General features: G+C 54.5%; 11 protein-coding genes. 2 read left to right on the plus strand and 9 right to left on the minus strand.

Going from position 1 to position 16491, the window contains the following annotated elements:
• Positions 1–18 precede the first annotated feature (18 nt).
• The 4 genes from ACJY2L_RS02420 to ACJY2L_RS02435 are packed head-to-tail and all read right to left on the minus strand — an operon-like array spanning position 19 to position 4023.
• Complete coding sequence (locus tag ACJY2L_RS02420; RefSeq protein WP_439212241.1) at positions 19–561, minus strand: TetR/AcrR family transcriptional regulator; 543 nt, start codon at positions 559–561, stop codon at positions 19–21.
• Positions 561–2642: an FUSC family protein gene (locus ACJY2L_RS02425; protein WP_439212242.1), complete on the minus strand. Its 2082-nt coding sequence runs from the start codon at positions 2640–2642 to the stop codon at positions 561–563. Before ACJY2L_RS02425 ends, ACJY2L_RS02420 begins: the two co-directional genes overlap by 1 nt.
• On the minus strand, positions 2617–3702 hold the full coding sequence (gene mdtN, locus ACJY2L_RS02430; protein WP_439212243.1) for a multidrug transporter subunit MdtN: 1086 nt from the start codon (positions 3700–3702) through the stop codon (positions 2617–2619). The genes ACJY2L_RS02425 and mdtN overlap by 26 nt, the downstream gene beginning before the upstream one ends.
• A 27-nt stretch (positions 3703–3729) precedes the next feature.
• Complete coding sequence (locus ACJY2L_RS02435; RefSeq protein WP_439212660.1) at positions 3730–4023, minus strand: YtcA family lipoprotein; 294 nt, start codon at positions 4021–4023, stop codon at positions 3730–3732.
• 708 nt (positions 4024–4731) lie between these two features.
• Between ACJY2L_RS02435 and ACJY2L_RS02440 the strand changes: the two genes are divergently transcribed.
• Positions 4732–5241 (plus strand): cytochrome b, encoded by a 510-nt coding sequence (locus ACJY2L_RS02440; RefSeq protein WP_439212244.1) that lies wholly within the window; start codon positions 4732–4734, stop codon positions 5239–5241.
• Positions 5242–5455: 214 nt separating this feature from the next.
• Here the strand turns inward: ACJY2L_RS02440 and phoH are convergent, their stop codons facing one another.
• The 5 genes from phoH to putP form a co-directional block, all read right to left on the minus strand.
• Positions 5456–6244: a phosphate starvation-inducible protein PhoH gene (gene phoH / locus ACJY2L_RS02445; protein WP_439212245.1), complete on the minus strand. Its 789-nt coding sequence runs from the start codon at positions 6242–6244 to the stop codon at positions 5456–5458.
• Positions 6245–6803: 559 nt separating this feature from the next.
• On the minus strand, positions 6804–8090 hold the full coding sequence (gene efeB, locus ACJY2L_RS02450; protein ID WP_187486093.1) for an iron uptake transporter deferrochelatase/peroxidase subunit: 1287 nt from the start codon (positions 8088–8090) through the stop codon (positions 6804–6806).
• A gap of 3 nt (positions 8091–8093) precedes the next feature.
• On the minus strand, positions 8094–9212 hold the full coding sequence (efeO, locus tag ACJY2L_RS02455) for an iron uptake system protein EfeO (RefSeq protein ID WP_439212246.1): 1119 nt from the start codon (positions 9210–9212) through the stop codon (positions 8094–8096).
• A gap of 29 nt (positions 9213–9241) precedes the next feature.
• Positions 9242–10072 carry an iron uptake transporter permease EfeU gene (efeU, locus tag ACJY2L_RS02460; protein ID WP_439212247.1) on the minus strand — a complete coding sequence of 277 codons (831 nt, stop codon included), beginning with the start codon at positions 10070–10072 and terminating at the stop codon, positions 9242–9244.
• A 188-nt stretch (positions 10073–10260) separates the two neighbouring features.
• On the minus strand, positions 10261–11745 hold the full coding sequence (putP, locus tag ACJY2L_RS02465; protein WP_439212248.1) for a sodium/proline symporter PutP: 1485 nt from the start codon (positions 11743–11745) through the stop codon (positions 10261–10263).
• Positions 11746–12173: 428 nt separating this feature from the next.
• On the opposite strand from putP, the gene putA reads away from it, so the two are divergent.
• The gene (putA, locus tag ACJY2L_RS02470; protein ID WP_439212249.1) at positions 12174–16118 is read left to right on the plus strand and encodes a trifunctional transcriptional regulator/proline dehydrogenase/L-glutamate gamma-semialdehyde dehydrogenase; all 3945 of its coding nucleotides are present in this window, start codon (positions 12174–12176) and stop codon (positions 16116–16118) included.
• Positions 16119–16491: the final 373 nt, after the last annotated feature.

A 16491-nucleotide genomic window follows, 5' to 3' on the forward strand; every position in this document is an offset into this window, starting at 1 on the left:
TAGAGTGCATGCTCAATATTAATGTGCTTTCATGAAATCGATGATTGTCTGTAAACCATTATTATTATTTTTATGATATTGCAGAGACAGAATCGTTCCCCAGAACATAAACCGGTACGGCATAACGTCTTCAGGGAGGTCCTCAAGGGTATTCACATTGAAAAATACCTGAAATCGCTGCTCAAAAACCTTTTCTATTGCGTCCCTGAGATCTTTGTCTGCAAACGTGGCCTGCCATATTTCCATGATCAAAACCAGTGGATTTTCAACAGGCTGTTGCTGCATAAACAGGATCAATTCCAGAATACGGGATTTGCAGTCTTGAGTATTACTGGCCGGTATCTGCTGAAAAAGTTGTGGAATCAGTTCATTCAGTAAATCATACCGACCCGCAGGAAAATGATACCGGAGCGCACCTCGGGTAACGCCAGCCTGTTCGCAAATTTTATTTTCGCTGATGGCAATATAGCCTTCCTCTGCAAGGATATCTTTTGCCGCACGTATCAATTTCTTTTTGGTGTCATCCGCATTACGGCGGATCATGTCCATCTTCATCAGCATTACACTCCGGATACATTTCTTTTGTTATCATCGGGCCAGCCAGGAACCGAGCGGAAAAGCGCCACCAGCTCTCCAATCCTGAGCAAAAGGGGTCTGTTCCTGAATGCCTCAGTGTCCATGCTCGCCTGCTGCATATCTATCATCAACTGACTTAACTGACTGTCGATAACCGGTATACTGCCCGGCTCACTTTGCAGTGCCTGTGCATAGCGCTTCACTTCAGCTGACAGGGTCTGTAGCACAGGATTGGCAAGCATTACAGCGTGGCGCAGCTTAGGATCTCCGATAGCCCGCGCATACTCAGTTTCCAGCCGGTAAAGCGCAACGTGAATTTCACGTAGTTTACCCAGCAACAGCTGACAGGCCAGCGTGAGCTCCTCATTGTCGTTGCTGCGCCAGTTGGGTTCGAGCGCCACCTGCGCGAGGAGTTTTTGCGTGGCATCCAGTTTTAGCCAGCCTTCCGCATGGGTATTTGTTTTCCATACCACAGGATGCATTCTTTCAGCCATGTACTCAAACAAGCCAGCCAGCGAATGACGCAATGTTTTTCCTTCAGCTTCCGGCCAAATCAGACTGTGTATCAGGGTCGAGACCGTAATGCCCAATAGAATACCGATGAATCTGTCCCGGATCTCTGCCAGATTCGGATGGGGAGAAAACGTCGCAAACATAGCCAGTGAAAACGCGAACAAAATCTGCACCCCGGCATAACTGCTTCGCTCTGAGCCTGCGGCCACCCAGCCACTGAGTGCGATAGCGGGTATCACCATCAGCAACAGCCCGGTCACAGAGTCGATATGAGGCAGGATAAATAGCGTGCAGAATAACGCCAGAAGCGTGCCGACTACGCAGCCACCAATACGCAGCAGGCTTTTTTGTACCGATGCGCCAAGTCCGGGGACGGCAACGATGATACAGGTGAGCATCGACGTATGAATACCCGGCCACTGCACGCTGGTATAAAAGATATAACAGAGCGCAACGGCGAATAATGTCTTGATGCCATATTTAATATAATCACAGGACACGCCTTGTCGCGCATGGGAAACGCCAGAGTGCGCTTCATCTGACCGATGCGGTTCACTGTCTGGCGCGTTCAGCAGGGAAACGCTGCACAGGGCACTGTACATCTCCTGAAGACAGGCTGGCAGCAGCTCAATTTGCGACCAGTCCGGTTGTTCAGGAGCATAGATCCGGTTGTCGCGCAGGCACTGAAGAAAGAAACGACACTCAGCGGCCAGCTTATTGCAATGGCTGAGGGCCATGTCTGTCAGCCCGCCGCTCAGGCCGTTTAACTGCCGTGAAGCGGAATAAAGACGTTCCAGGGTAGCAATTTCTGCAAGATGCTTTTCTTTATTTGCCCGGAACTGCTCTGAACGCATGATGGAGAATTTGAGACAGCTGTGTAACGTCAGCACGCTGGTTTGAATCTCTTCCAGCGTGATTGCAGCAGCTGGCTCTCCTGCGGCGGCTGACTCCAGCGCCTGGCTGGTCGCGGTAACTATCCTCGCCATCTCCTCTTGTAACTGTTTGACCGGCTCTACCGGCAGGAGCAGCGTATTGACCACATGTGCCACGACGGTGGCATAGCAACCGGCCACCCAGGACCATAAACAGTTACGCAACAACATTTCGCCATCTGCACTCAGATCCACAAAGCTTTGTACGTAGGTTATGGTGATAGCAACGGCAAAATATAGAAAGCTCCATTTTCTGGATGAACGCATCAGATACAGCAGAATGAGCAATGCAACAGAGACGCTGAGCAGACGGAGCATCGGGAGATCAATCGTGAATTTCAGGACGAGGAGTGCAGCGCCAACTGCCGCTGTATTCACCAGCAGGAATAACGGAAATATCATCCGGGTTAATACAATATTTTTCTGAGTGGCAAAAAAAACCACCAGCAGAGAATAGGCGAGTTGCGGGACACCTAACGTCAGCGAAACGACAATAACAATCACTGAAGAAAGCAGATATCTCAGCATGGCATTATAGCGTCCGGGAAACCCCCTTAATTCCTGCTGGAAAAAACGAAGCAGGTCACCGCTTTTTTCACCCGTGGTGACTGACATCATCATGCTGCATTACTCTTTTTTCATGGCTCTGGCTAGCCGAATGAACCTTCACTACCGCAGAGGTGCCCATCCTGAAGAGACGTGGGTCAGGTGCGGTAATGCGGATGCGTACTGGAAAGCGCTGGGCAACACGCACCCAGTTAATATTACGGGCAACGCTCGGTAAACCACTCTGTATCGCCCCGCCATCATCCGGATAAACGCCATATCCTGTGGATTCCACGAACCCGGTAAAATGCCTTCCGGTGTCACTCATCAGGTAAACGTCGGCGCTGTCACCGTCGTGAATATTCTTAAGTTCTGATTCGCGATAGTTTGCCACCACGTACCAGTTTCTGGTGTCAATCAGAGTAAAAACAGCCTGTCCTGTGCTCACGTACTGACCGCCGGTGGTTTTTAATGATGTGATACGACCATCAAATGGCGCCCTTATAATGGTATGTTGCAGATTAAATTCCGCCGTGGAAATATCGGCTTTAATCACTTCACGTTTCGCAATAAGCGCAGACACACTACTGACCGCAGCATTTGCCTGCTCGGCCTGCAGCCTGGCCGATTGTAATTGCGCCGCCGATGCACGCTGCCGTGCACGCGCCTGATCCAGGGATTCACCGGAAACATAGTTCTGCGTACGTAAGGCTTCCATCCGTCGCAGAGTAGCCGCATCCTGCTCAGCCGTCGCACGGGCTGCATCAATACGTTTTTCCGTAGCCCGAGCATTAAACTCCTGGGCACTGACATCACGCCGGGTAAGAATAATTTGCTGCTCAAGCTGGGCAAGGTTTGCCTTTTCGCGAATGAAAGCATCATGATACGGACGAGGGTCTATTTCGAATAAAACATCGCCCTCATGCACAAGTTCGTTCTCTTTCACCGCTATTTTTATGATAATTCCGTTAACCTGCGGGGCAATATTTATGGTGTCCGCATAAACATAGGCATCATCTGTCCCCGGCGTTTCATCAAACAGCCTAATGAGCCAGATTAATATCGCCAGCGTAAACCCTGACAGCACCAGAATAAACAGCCGTTTATTCATGCTACTTTTTACCTGAATTGACATCTGCGTTCCACGATTAACAAAGAAAGATTAATAAAAAAACAGGATCCAGCACCCCATTGATAACAAGGTGATCAGCAACGGATACATCACAATATAAGGCGATAGCCAGCTACCCTTCCTGAACTTTGTCAGTGACAGATATATTAATGCAGAAGCCAGACATCCGCCGGAAATGCAAAAAAGCCAGTCAGGAAAGTAGGCGCCGAGTATATTGACTGAAGGGGAATGCGCCGAGCAGCCATTAAGCTGAAATAGCATAACAGCCAGCAAAAGTAATCTGTATTTCATAAATACACGAGTCATTAGATTTTGACATAGCATAAATAAACCCACGACAACATACAACCCTGTATTTTGTATGGGAATAGAGTGCGCAGCGGTTTTCGACCCTGAACGAAGCGGCTGTACAGCGCATATTCGCCGTACCGGTATTTTTAAAAAACTCTTTTAAAACAAAATATTAAATAACCACCTGCACGTCGATGGCCACGTTAAGGCGTTGCCTGAACCTATGCTTCAATGCTCGCCGAAGCGACTCTTCGGCATGTATTAAGCTGCTCTAATGAATGAGCGCTTTTGGAAAAATAACCTTTTAATCTTGCGGCATGACTTTTCTCAGGCGTAAAACTGACTGACTATCATGCTACGTTGGCAGGCAACGTTGAGGAAAACATAGCAGGCCTGAACTATTATCGACACTCTGGCATCGCAATAGCGTAATCAGCCAGAAACAGGCTATCTGGTTCCAGCCTGGTTTTTCATAAAGGACATAACAAAAAGGCAAGAAAATTAAAAAAACGCTATATCACACCATTGTTAACACCATAAAAACACAAAAATCACAGTTAGTCTAAAATCATTCTCTCAGGGAAAGCGCCCTGAGAAGCGTGTAATTAACCCTCTTTGCAAGAATCATCCTATATTGCCTTGCCTCTGTTTTTTTTCGATGTAAGTTAATAAATATGTGATAGCCTTTAATAAAAGCACAATTAATGTTCTTAATTAATGCCGTTACAGGGAATTGGCTTTATGTCATCACGTTATTCATCGCCGCAGATCTGGCTACACTGGATCTCCGCGGTTATTATCATTTGGGCTACGCTCAGTGGATTCTACGTTGCGTTATTTAATCACGATCTACAATGTAAAAACTGGATTGGTTCCCTTAATGTATCCCTTACCACCCTTTACATTCCCTTTTTTGTGCTAAGGATCTGGTTTGCCTGGCACCACGGTAAACCTGGCAATAACTTATTGAGTCATAAAGAGGAAAAACGTGCGGCGGCGGGACACTTTTTGCTTTATAGCAATATTGCTTTAGTGCTGATTACTGGCGTCATAATGATGGAAACACCGGTTAGCGTGTTTGGGATAGTTGAATTGCCGAATCTCTTTAATGACACCGGAATTACCGGCCTTTTTAATAAAATACATATTATTTCATGCATAACGTTAGGGCTGCTGGTAATTGGACATATTTTAGCCGTAGTTAATCATCAGCTAAAGGGTAAGCCATTACTGCGGCGTATGCGATGGTAAACAGATTTCACGCCCCTTTTTATCGTGTTTTAAACATGGCATTAATCTGCCAGCCATTTTAGCGACAGAGGCAAGAGTAGAGGGCGATTTTTCGTACTACCAACAGTCATCTCAACGACACGAACAGTACACGCCCTGCTCTTGGTTGACTGCTGCTCCCTGCCCCACAAAAAAACCCGGCCTGAGCCGGGTTTTATCGTTGCGGTAATGCGGGTTAGCCGTAGGCGAGCAGCGTTCGCTGGCAAAGTGCGGAGCGCACACAGTCATCTTTGCCAAAGCGTACAATGCTCACCATTTCATCTTCCTCAAAGCGCGCCAGCGCATCGGCGAGGCCGGAAGGAACATGAGCCGGTAAGTCGCACTGGGTGATATCGCCGTTGACGATAACCGTCACGTTTTCACCCAGGCGCGTCAGAAACATCTTCATCTGTGAGGCGGTGACGTTTTGCGCCTCGTCCAGAATCACCACGGCATTCTCAAAGGTGCGTCCGCGCATATAGGCAAAGGGGGCGATCTCCACCTTGCCAATTTCAGGACGCAGGCAATATTGCATAAAGGAAGCACCAAGACGTTTAACCAGAACGTCGTAAACCGGCCGAAAATAGGGAGCAAACTTTTCTGAGATATCACCGGGCAAAAAGCCCAGATCCTCATCCGCCTGCAGCACCGGACGTGTAACGATAATCCTCTCTACATCCTTGTGGATCAGCGCTTCTGCCGCTTTCGCGGCGCTGATCCAGGTCTTGCCGCAGCCGGCTTCACCGGTAGCAAAGATCAGCTTTTTCGTTTCTATGGCGTTGAGATAGTGCGCCTGAGCGTCATTGCGCGCTTCGATTGGCGAGTGGTCGCGGTTATCGCGCGCCATACCGATGGAGTCCAGTCCGCCCATATGCACCAGCGTGGTGACCGATTCTTCTTCACGCTGACGATGGCTGCGTGAATCACTGCGAATAACACGCCTTGCTTCACGACGCGCTTTGATCACTGCTTTCTGTCTTCCCATAGTGGCACCTTTCATGTGGTTTCATTTCGCGCATCAACAGATGATGCGATTACGTGAACGCTTTAGAAATTTGGCTTCCTTTTAAGCCCTGTACAGCCGCTGAAAAAAAGTATGCGTTAACGCGCCTACCAGAAGAGAAGGTTGAATGTGAGTGAAGGTGGAATGAAAAAAGCGAAGCGAGAAATCGGAGAGGAAACGTTGTCCTCCGGATGGAGCATCTTTTTAGGGTAGTGACAGCTTGTCCTGAAAAGGACTTATCCATTCGCGATCTCCATAGTGATACAGAAACACAACCGACAACCGCTACCAACGTAAATTGCACTATTTCCCCAAGGGATTGCAATATCAATTCTAGAATAAATTTTAAAACAGCGTGCGGTATGGCGCAGGGAAAACAGCACTTAAGATAAATTAGCCTGCTAATTCAACGGCTTTAGGTGGGAAGAAAAAAGAGTGGAAAACAGAAAAATCTCACTGCGGATTTAGTGAATAAAAAACAGCCGATTAGACAAAAAAACCCGCCGCTTTCCGGGCGAAAACGGCGGGTAAAGGATGATGTTCAGGCTTCCAGCAGCCCCTGTGCCAGATAATGCCGCGCGTCGGCTACGCCAGGCAAGGCAAAAAAATAGCCGCCGCCAATGGGCCGAATATACTCTTCCAGCGCTTCGCCATTTAACCGTCGCTGCACGGTAAGAAATCCCTTCTCCAGATCATGCTGATAGCAGACAAACAGCAGCCCCATCTCCAGCTGTCCAGCCGCCGACACGCCCTGCGAATAGCTGTAACCACGGCGTAGCATCAGGTTCGGCTGCGTCTCTGGCGTACGCGGATTGGCCAGGCGAATGTGCGCATCCAGCGCGATCACGTCGCCATCCGGATCCTTGCCATAATCGGGCACATCGTGCTCATTCTGCATACCCAACGGTGCGCCTGAGCGCTTGTCGCGGCCAAAAATCGTTTGCTGCTCACCCAGCGGCGTACGATCCCAGAACTCAACGTGAAACTGGATAATGCGTATCGCCTGATAGCTGCCACCGCGCGCCCAGACAGGCTCATCCTGCTCCTGCGTCACCCACAGAATATGATCCATCAGCGCCTGATTATGGGTATCGGGATTGGCGGTACCATCCTTGAAGCCCAGCAGATTGATTGGCGTTTCGCTGCCGTTGCTGCGCGCGGCGTGATCGGAGATAAAGCCTTCACGTCGCCAGCGCACGCTCAGCAGATCCGGCGTGTGCTTGATGATATCGCGCAGCGCATGGATCACCGTATCGTTGGTGTTGGCGCAGATTTGCAGCAGCAGATCGCCATGACACTGGCTGGCATCCAGCGCATCGTTGGGAAAACGCGTCATGGTTTGCAGCCTGCGCGGCATCTGCGCCTGCAGGCCAAAACGCTCATCAAACAGCGCATGTCCCAGCGACACAGTGATGGTGAGATTGTCAGGATAAATCTGCGCGCCGAGAATACCGGAATCCATCGGTGGTAGCTGTGGATTAGCCACTTCAGGCGCACTGCCGCCGGTAGTCAGAAAGGCGATGCGCGCCGTCAACAGCTGGAACAGCCGCTGTAAGTCAGCGCGATCGCTGGCCAGCACGTCAAACGCCACCAGCATCATCGCCGCCTGTTGCGGTGTGGTGATCCCGGCCTGATGCTCACCGTAGAAAGGTTGCACCTGCATGCGTGCGTTGGGTGAAACCGTGCCCGGCGAAAACGCCTGCTGCGGTTCCGCTGCCCTGCCGCTAAACGGACAGCCGCCCGCCAGCGCCGTGGCGCCACCGAGCAGGCCGAGTTGTTTCAACAGTTGCCGACGTGCAGGTTGCACGGCAGCGGGTTTCTTACTCATGATTTAATCCAGGCCCAGCGTGCCACGCAGCAGTGCCAAATCTTCCGCCAGCGCGGTAATCGGCCCTTTCATGGCGTTGCGATCGGCAGTCGTCAGCTTTTCATAAGATTCAAAACCCTCGGCGGTGCGGTACTTCGCCAGAATGGTATCGACTTTTTTGAAGTTGCCGTCGATTTTCGCCAGAAGTTGTGGATTGGCCTGTTGCAGCATCGGACGCAGCAGGCTGACAATCTTCTGCGCACCATCGACGTTAGCCTGGAAATCCCACAGGTCGGTACGGCTGTAGCGATCTTCTTCACCGGAAATCTTACTGGAGGCCACTTCTTCGATCAGCCCGGCGGCCCCGCCCACGACTTTCGCCGGTGGGAACGCCAGCTGGCTGATGCGCTGCTGCAGATCCTGCGTATCTTTATAGAGGCGGTCAGCATAGCTGCTCATGCCCGCGTTGTTGCCGTCGGCAAATAGCGCTTTTTCCAGCCGGTGGAAGCCGGTGAATTTCGGGTCAGCGGCTTTTTTCTCGTAATCGTCTTCGCGGGCATCAATGCTGCCGTCGAGATCGGAGAACAGTTCAGCAATCGGCTCAATCCGCTCATAGTGCTGACGCGCAGGTGCATAGAGCGCTTTGGCTTTGTTGATGTCGCCCGCTTTCACCGCGTCGGTGAAGGCTTTAGTGGTGCTGACCAGCTGTGCCACTTCCTGCATCACGTAGGCTTTATAGTCGGTAATCGGCTGGGCGAGCTGCATCACATCTGGTTTGCCGCTGGCGGCTTTCGTCGCGCCGCCAGCGGTCACCGTCAGCTTACCTTTTGGGTTGCTTAACAGGCCGCAGGTCATCTCATAGTCGCCCGCTTCCAGGTTGGCGGTAAGCTTCTGCGTAAAGCCCGGCGCGATATTTTCGCGCTCTTCCACCACCATTACGCCTTTGAGGATTTCCCACTCCAGCGCCTTCTGGCTGTTATTTTTAATGATGAACTGGGTTTTCCCGGCGTTGACCGCGACCGCCATCGGTTCGCATTGCGTGTCGGTGACGCTGATCTTAACCTGTGGAATATCAGCCGCGCCCGCCGTGGCGGAGAGCGCCAGCAGCGAGGCCAGCAGCGTTTTACGTGTGCGGTAAGTCATGGTATTTCCCTGTAAAGAATAAAAAATTACTAACGGGCAGCGCGCGTGGTCGCCGGAGCGAGTCGCGCAGGCATAAAGAACAGCAACAGCGCCGGAATCAGGTAAATCAGCCACACCGCCACTTCACTGACCGTTGGCGCTTCCTGATAGCCGAGCAACCCTTCCAGCAGCGTGCCAAACAGGCTGTGGGTGGAGAGCGTTTGGCTGAAGTCAAAGGCGACGTTTTGCCAGTGGTTCCACAGGCCCGCTTCATGGAAGGCACGAATAGCGCCCGCGGCCAGCCCGGCGGCAACAAACAGAATGAATAAGCTGGTCCAGAAGAAGAACCGTTGCAGGTTAAGGCGCACGCCGCCCCAGTAGAGCAAGCCACCCAGCAGCGCGGCACACAGCAGACCCAGCACCGCGCCCAGCGGCGGCGCATAGCCAACATCCTGGGTGAACGCTGCCAGCAGGAAAAACACCGATTCCAGGCCTTCCCGCGCCACGGCGAGAAACACCATCAGCACCAGTGCGAAGCCGCCGCCGCCTTTGTTCAAGGCCTGGTCAACCGCCTGCTCCAGCTCGGTTTTGATGCTGCGCGCGACGCGGCGCATCCAGAACACCATCGACGTCAGGATAACCACCGCAATCGCCGCAACGATGCCTTCAAACAGCTCCTGCTGTTTTTGAGGAAACTCACCGCTGGTTTCATTAATGAAGATGCCCAGTGCCAGACAAAGCAGCATAGCAATCAAGACGCCGGCCCACATCGCCGGAAACCAGCGTGTGCGACCGGTACGTTTGAGGTAACTCGCGATCAGACTCACGATCAGCGCGGCTTCGAGCCCTTCGCGCAGCATGATCAGAAATGGAACGAACATGGGCAGACACCTTAAACGTTATGCACGGTCAAATACCGTAAAGAACCGTAAAATCTTAATCGAAACGATACCGATTATCATTACCAAAAAAGAAAATACAAGCGTGCACAGCGTGATTATTTCACTTTTGCGTCGGCGGAGAGGAAAAGGAAAGAAAAACGGCCCGCAGAACGCGGGCCGAAAAGCGATTACTTGGTGTTGTACTCCGCTTCAGCAGCGGCAAAACGCTGCTGTGCGGCGGCCGATGGCGCGCGATCCAGCAGGCTGAACAGCACGATGGCGACGCTGGCGAAGATAAAGCCAGGAATGATTTCGTAGAGATCAAACAGGCTGAAGTGCTTCCACACCACCACGGTTACCGCACCGACAATCATGCCTGCCAGCGCACCGTTGCGCGTCATGCGCTGCCAGCAGACGCCAAACAGTACGACAGGTCCGAATGCCGCACCGAAACCTGCCCAGGCGTAGCTCACCAGACCCAGCACGCGGTTATTGGGATCGGAAGCCAGCGCGATAGCGATCAGCGCCACCAGCAGCACCATGAAACGGCCTACCCACACCAGCTCTTTCTGGCTGGCATTTTTACGCAGGAAACCTTTGTAGAGATCTTCGGTCAGCGCGCTGGAACAGACCAGCAGCTGGCAGCTCAGCGTCGACATCACCGCCGCAAGAATAGCGGAGAGCAGGATACCGGCGATCCACGGGTTGAACAGGATACGTGCCAGCTCGATAAAGATACGTTCGCCGTTCTCGCTCACGCCCGCGGCGTGCTCAGGATGGTTCTGGAAGTACGCGATGCCGAAGAAGCCCACCGCCACCGCACCAGCCAGACACAGCACCATCCACGCCATGCCGATGCGACGGGCGGTACGAATTGAACGGTGCGAATCGGCAGCCATAAAGCGCGCCAGAATATGCGGCTGGCCAAAATAGCCCAGGCCCCAGCCGAGCAGCGAGACCACGGCCACAACGTTCATGCCTTTGAACATGTCGAGGTTTTCAACGCTCTTCGCTTCAATGACCGCCAGCGAATCGCTCAGTCCACCGACCGCCATGATGACGATAACCGGCGTCAGGATCAGCGCAAAAATCATCAGGCTGGCCTGCACGGTATCGGTCCAGCTTACCGCGAGGAAGCCGCCAAGGAAGGTATAGGCGATAGTTGCCAACGCACCGGCCCACAGCGCCGTTTCGTAGCTCATGCCGAAGGTGCTTTCAAACAGGCGCGCGCCGGCAACGATGCCGGAAGCACAATAGATAGTGAAGAACACCAGAATCACGATGGCGGAGATCACGCGCAGGATTTTGCTTTTGTCCTCAAACCGGCTGGAGAAGAAGTCCGGCAGGGTCAGCGCATTATCGTGATATTCCGTCTGCACGCGCAGGCGACCCGCCACGATTTTCCAGTTCAGCCAGGCACCGATGGTCAGACCGATGGCGATCCAGCTTTCCGAAATACCGGAGAGAAAGATGGCACCGGGTAAGCCCATGAGCAACCAGCCGCTCATATCGGAGGCGCCCGCCGAGAGCGCGGTCACCACGCTGCCGAGGCTACGGCCGCCAAGAATATAGTCGTCAAAGTTTTTGGTTGATCGCCACGCCATAAAACCGATCAGCAGCATACCGCCGATGTAAACGAAAAAGGTCACCAACAGGGGTGTACTTACATTCATCAGGTTCTCCACTTATTTTTTTAAATTTCTGATCAGGGATGCTTTCCTGTATCGCCGCCGGAACGGAGCGACGTAAACCTCTGTTTCCCAGGGCGCGGTATCCTGCCGTAAAGCAGTCAGGCGCACAATGGATTTAACACACCTGTTACAAGGGTTACACGCTCTTTTGGCAAAAAATGCTCAGAGGTTGCACTGGTTCACACTTCTTTGGTTGCACCAGCAAAAACCAGACAACGCCTTGTTTCACGCTATCTGCAAAGCTGGCGAGAATCTTGCAGCAATATTCATGCCGCTTTCTGATCGGGCAAAAAACTGGCTTCTGTCACACTATTAAGCGGCCCATAGTTACGAGGTTGCACAAAGTTGCAACATGGGTGATATTGCAGACCAACCGGGTCGTTCTACATTTTTTTAGGAGTATGTCAGGCATGGCGACAACCACCATGGGTGTGAAACTGGATGAGGCAACGCGCGACCGCATTAAACTCGCCGCACAGAAAATTGACCGTACGCCGCACTGGCTGATCAAACAGGCAATTTTCAACTACTTAACGCAGGTTGAAGCGGGAGAAAGCCTGACTGAGTTCCCCCTGGCGGTCAGTCAGCCAGAAGGTGAAGAGGTGGTGACCGATGAGCCTTATCAGCCGTTCCTGAACTTTGCCGAGCATATTCTGCCGCAGACCGTGACGCGCGCGGCGATCACCTCAGCGTGGCGTCGTCCGGAGACGGAAGCGGTGCCTATGATGCTGGAGCAGGCGCGCCTGCCGCAGCCGCTGGCGGAGAAAACCCATCAGCTGGCGTATCAGCTCGCAGAGAAGCTGCGGCACCAGAAAGGTGCAACCGGACGCGCTGGTATGGTGCAAAGCCTGCTGCAGGAGTTCTCTCTCTCCTCTCAGGAAGGCGTGGCGTTGATGTGCCTGGCCGAAGCGCTGCTGCGTATACCCGATAAGCCCACGCGCGACGCGCTGATTCGCGACAAAATCAGCAACGGCAACTGGCAGTCGCACCTTGGCCGCAGCCCGTCAATGTTTGTTAACGCTGCGACCTGGGGACTGCTGTTTACCGGCCGCCTGGTCTCCACGCACAACGAAGCCAATCTCTCCCACTCGCTGAACCGCATTATTGGCCGCAGCGGCGAACCGCTGATTCGCAAAGGCGTGGATATGGCGATGCGTCTGATGGGTGAGCAGTTCGTCACCGGTGAAACCATCGCTGAAGCGCTGGCCAACGCGCGCAAGCTGGAAGAGAAAGGCTTCCGTTACTCCTACGACATGCTGGGTGAAGCGGCGCTGACCGCCAGCGATGCTAAAGCTTACCTGGTCTCTTACCAGCAGGCGATTCACGCCATCGGCAAAGCGTCTAACGGCCGCGGCATCTATGAAGGTCCGGGCATTTCGATCAAGCTGTCGGCGCTGCATCCGCGCTACAGCCGTGCGCAGTACGATCGCGTGATGGACGAGCTTTACCCGACGCTGAAGTCGCTGACCCTGCTGGCGCGCTCCTATGATGTCGGCATCAATATTGACGCCGAAGAGGCGGATCGCCTTGAGCTGTCGCTCGACCTGTTGGAAAAACTCTGCTTTGAGCCGGAGCTGGAAGGCTGGAACGGCATCGGCTTTGTGATTCAGGCCTACCAAAAACGCTGCCCGATGGTGATCGACTATCTGGCCGATCTGGCACAGCGCAGCCGTCGCCGCCTGATGATTCGTCTGGTGAAAGGCGCCTACTGGGACAGCGAGATCAAACGTGCGCAGATGGAAGGCCTTGAAGGCTATCCGGTTTATACGCGCAAGGTGTACACCGATATTTCGTTCCTCGCCTGCGCGCGCAAGCTGCTGGCGGTGCCAAACCTGATCTATCCGCAGTTTGCCACCCACAATGCGCACACGCTGGCGGCCATTTATCAGATGGCGGGCAACAACTATTATCCCGGCCAGTATGAGTTCCAGTGCCTGCACGGCATGGGCGAGCCGCTGTACGAGCAGGTGGTGGGCAAAATTGCCGACGGCAAGCTGAATCGCCCGTGTCGCATCTATGCGCCGGTGGGTACACACGAAACGCTGCTGGCTTATCTGGTGCGTCGCCTGCTGGAAAACGGCGCCAATACCTCGTTTGTTAACCGCATCGCTGATACGTCGCTGCCGCTGGATGAGCTGGTCGCCGACCCGGTTATTGCAGTGGAAAAAATGGCCGCCAGCGAAGGCGCGGTTGGCCTGCCGCATCCAAAAATTCCGTTGCCGCGCGATCTCTATGGCAGCACGCGGGTTAACTCTGCGGGTATCGATTTAGCCAACGAACACCGCCTCGCCTCGCTCTCCAGTGCGCTGCTCAACAGCGCCTCGCAGCAGTGGCTGGCACAGCCGATGATTGACGGTGAACTGGCTGCGGGCGACACCCAGCCGGTACGCAACCCGGCCGAACTCAACGATATCGTTGGTCAGGTGCGCGAAGCGACGCCGGAAGAGGTCTCGCAGGCGCTGGATGCCGCCGCCAACGCCGGAGCAATCTGGTTCGCCACACCGCCAGCCGAACGTGCGGCGATCCTCAGCCGTGCCGCGGTGATGATGGAAGGCCAGATCCAGCAGCTGATCGGCATTCTGGTGCGTGAAGCGGGCAAAACCTTTAACAACGCCATCGCAGAAGTGCGCGAAGCGGTGGACTTCCTGCACTATTACGCCGGTCAGGTACGCGACGATTTCGATAATGAAACCCATCGCCCGCTTGGCCCGGTGGTCTGCATCAGCCCGTGGAACTTTCCGCTGGCGATTTTCACCGGCCAGATTGCCGCCGCGCTTGCCGCTGGTAACAGCGTGCTGGCGAAACCGGCTGAACAGACGCCACTGATCGCCGCACAGGCGGTACAGATCCTGCTGGATGCTGGCGTGCCGTTAGGCGCGATTCAGCTGCTGCCAGGACGCGGTGAAACCGTCGGCGCACAGCTCACCGGCGACGATCGCGTTCGCGGCGTGATGTTTACTGGCTCAACCGCCGTCGCCACGCTGCTGCAACGCAACATCGCTGGCCGCCTCGATCCGCAGGGTCGCCCGACGCCACTGGTGGCTGAGACCGGCGGCATGAACGCCATGATCGTCGACTCCTCGGCACTGACCGAGCAGGTGGTGGTGGACATCGTGGCCTCCGCTTTTGACAGCGCCGGACAGCGCTGCTCCGCACTGCGTCTGCTGTGCGTGCAGGAAGATGTTGCTGACCACACGCTAAAAATGCTGCGCGGTGCCATGGCTGAATGCCGTATGGGCAACCCGGAATGTCTGGCGACCGACGTCGGCCCGGTGATCGATCAGGAAGCGAAGGAAAATATCGAGCGTCATGTTCAGGCGATGCGCGCCAAAGGGCTGAACGTCTATCAGGCGGTGAATGAAAATGCCCAGGACAGCGCGGTATGGCCACACGGCACCTACATCAAGCCAACCCTGATTGAGCTGAACAGCGTTGACGATCTCGATAAAGAGATTTTCGGGCCAGTGCTGCACGTAGTGCGTTTTACCCGCACCGCGCTGCCGAAGCTGGTTGAGCAGATCAACAACTCCGGCTATGGCCTGACGCTGGGCGTGCACACCCGTATTGATGAAACGATCGGCCAGGTGACGCAGCGGGCGCGCGTCGGCAACCTCTACGTGAACCGTAATATGGTTGGCGCGGTGGTCGGCGTGCAGCCGTTTGGCGGCGAAGGCCTGTCGGGCACCGGCCCGAAAGCGGGCGGTCCACTCTATCTCTATCGCCTGCTGTCCCATCGTCCGGATGGCGCGTTGCGCAGCACGCTGGATCGCCACGACTATGAGCGTCCGGTGGATGCCACGCTGCGGCCAATGTTGCAGCAGGCACATCAGGCGCTGCTGGCATGGGCTAAAGACAAGCCTGACTTTGCGGCACTCTGCCAGCGCTACGGCGATCTGGCGCAGGGTGGCACGGTGCGCATTCTGCCTGGCCCAACCGGCGAGCGAAATACTTTTGCCCTGCTGCCACGCGATCGCGTGTTGTGCATCAGCGACAATCAGGATGATGCGCTGGTGCAGCTGGCGGCGGTGACCAGCGTAGGCAGCCGTGTGCTGTGGCAGGATGATGAACTGCACCGCACGCTGGCCCGCTCGCTGCCGCAGCCGGTTCAGGCGCGCATCGACTTCAACAAGGATCCGTCAGGCGCCGAGTACGACGCGGTGATCTATCACGGCGATGCCGATCAGCTGCGTGCGTTGTGCGAGCAGATCGCCACCCGCGAAGGCCCGATTGTGTCGGTGCAGGGCTTTGCCCGCGGCGAAACCAATCTGCTGCTGGAGCGACTGCTGATCGAGCGTTCACTGAGCGTGAATACCGCGGCCGCAGGTGGCAATGCCAGCCTGATGACCATCGGGTAAGGTGATGGCGGCAGGGACGCCGCTTAATGGCTGGGTAATGCCCGGAGGCGGGCGGCCTTAAGGTCACGTTCTGCCTGAAGGCAGCCCGAGCAGGGGTGGCAGTCGCCCCGGCCCTGCACCCCGGCGATCCGGCAAACACAACCGCCCGCCAAAGGCGAGTACCTTCGTCGGTTCACATTTCTTCACGGACCGCTTGCGATTCGGAGTATTCGCCTCATCCTGAGGCTCACCCCTTCGGGGCAGCGCAAGCGCTGTTCAAAAACGCTCCCGGCGTCTTTGTCTGCTCAACGCTCCCTTGTCCCGCCATCCATGGCGGGCCATCCTGAAATGTTCACCTCCTCAGCGGTGGTGATGCCTCCTCAACGTCAACACC

It is taken from the genome of Duffyella sp. Ts4 (assembly GCF_051851875.1).
Taxonomy (GTDB): domain Bacteria; phylum Pseudomonadota; class Gammaproteobacteria; order Enterobacterales; family Enterobacteriaceae; genus Duffyella; species Duffyella gerundensis.